1 pseudogene is annotated in these 249 nt (G+C 50.6%); it reads left to right on the top strand.

What is annotated here, in order from left to right:
* A pseudogene (locus tag H5300_RS27510) lies at positions 1-212 on the top strand (ISKra4 family transposase); the annotation flags it as partial.
* Positions 213-249: the final 37 nt, after the last annotated feature.

Below are 249 nucleotides of genomic sequence, written 5' to 3'. Positions count from 1 at the left end.
CGGGATTTCCGATAGCGAGCGGGATAATTGAAGGCGCCTGCCGGCATCTGATTAATGACCGCCTCGATATAACAGGAGCAAGATGGGGGCTAGATGGCGCCGAAGCCCTTTTAAAAATTCGCTCGTTAAAGTCCAGTGGCGACTTTGATGGCTACTGGCAGTTTCATAAGCAGCAATCAAAGCAGCGTTGCTATACCTTCCAAGCAGCATGAGTGGATAATGGACCGTCGTCTGAAAGGAACTACACCC

The organism is Vibrio sp. SG41-7, from assembly GCF_014164465.1.
In the GTDB taxonomy this organism is placed as follows: domain Bacteria; phylum Pseudomonadota; class Gammaproteobacteria; order Enterobacterales; family Vibrionaceae; genus Vibrio; species Vibrio splendidus.
The sequence above is the reverse complement of the archived record's forward strand: the minus strand, read 5'-3'. Positions and strand labels throughout refer to the sequence as shown.